Annotated in this window: 2 protein-coding genes; one reads left to right on the top strand and one right to left on the bottom strand. The window is 65.1% G+C overall.

Features of this window, described 5'->3' with window-relative positions; all coding sequences use genetic code 11:
• On the top strand, positions 1-222 hold a 222-nt coding region (locus tag RM530_RS18375; RefSeq protein ID WP_311366720.1), incomplete at its 5' end, for a nucleoside deaminase.
• Positions 223-251: 29 nt separating this feature from the next.
• Here RM530_RS18375 and yghU read toward each other — a convergent pair.
• On the bottom strand, positions 252-890 hold a 639-nt coding region (yghU, locus tag RM530_RS18380; RefSeq protein ID WP_311366721.1), incomplete at its 5' end, for a glutathione-dependent disulfide-bond oxidoreductase.

Below are 890 nucleotides of genomic sequence, written 5' to 3' on the forward strand. Positions count from 1 at the left end.
TACGTGACGTTGGAGCCCTGCGCCATGTGCGCCGGCGCGATCCTGCACGCGCGAATCGCGCGCCTGGTGTTCGGCGCCTGGGATCCCAAGGCCGGTGCCGTGGTCTCGGTCTACGACCTGATCGCCAATCCGCAACTCAATCACCGGCCGCAATGGACCGGCGGCGTGCTCGCCGCAGACTGCTCGGCGCAACTTCAGTCGTTCTTTCGTCAGCGGCGCTGAATCGTCAGCGGCGCCCGTTCGCGCAGGCGCTAGGCTTGTTCCAGCTTGTCCTGCGTCCGGGTGTTGAAGTCGTTGGCGTCATGGCGCTCGCGCAGTTGTTCGGAAAGCTCGCCGAACGGGCGGTTCACCATGCGGCCGCGCTTCACCGCCGGGCGTGCGCCGATCGTGTCGGCCCAGCGCCGCAGGTTCGTATAGTCCTGCACCGACAGAAATTCGGCGGCGTTGTACAAGCAGCCTTCGACCATGCCTCCGTACCAGGGGAACACGGCGATGTCGGCGATCGTGTAGTCGTCGCCGGCCAGGTATTCGCTTTCGCCGAGGCGGCGGTCGAGCACGTCGAGCTGGCGCTTGACCTCCATCGCGAAGCGGTCGATCGCGTATTCGATCTTGAGCGGGGCATACGCGTAGAAGTGGCCGAATCCGCCACCGAGGTAGGGCGCGCTGCCCATTTGCCAGAACAGCCAGGACAGACACTCGCTGCGCGTGGCGAGTGAGGTGGGCAGGAAGGCCCCGAACTTTTCGGCGAGGTGGAGCAGGATCGCGCCGGATTCGAAGACGCGGAAGGGCTCCGGGCCGGAGCGATCCATCAAGGCGGGAATCTTCGAGTTCGGATTCACGTCGACGAAACCGCTGCCGAATTGATCGCCGTCCCCGATGTTGATCATCCA

The organism is Banduia mediterranea, assembly GCF_031846245.1.
GTDB classification, from domain to species: domain Bacteria; phylum Pseudomonadota; class Gammaproteobacteria; order Nevskiales; family Nevskiaceae; genus Banduia; species Banduia mediterranea.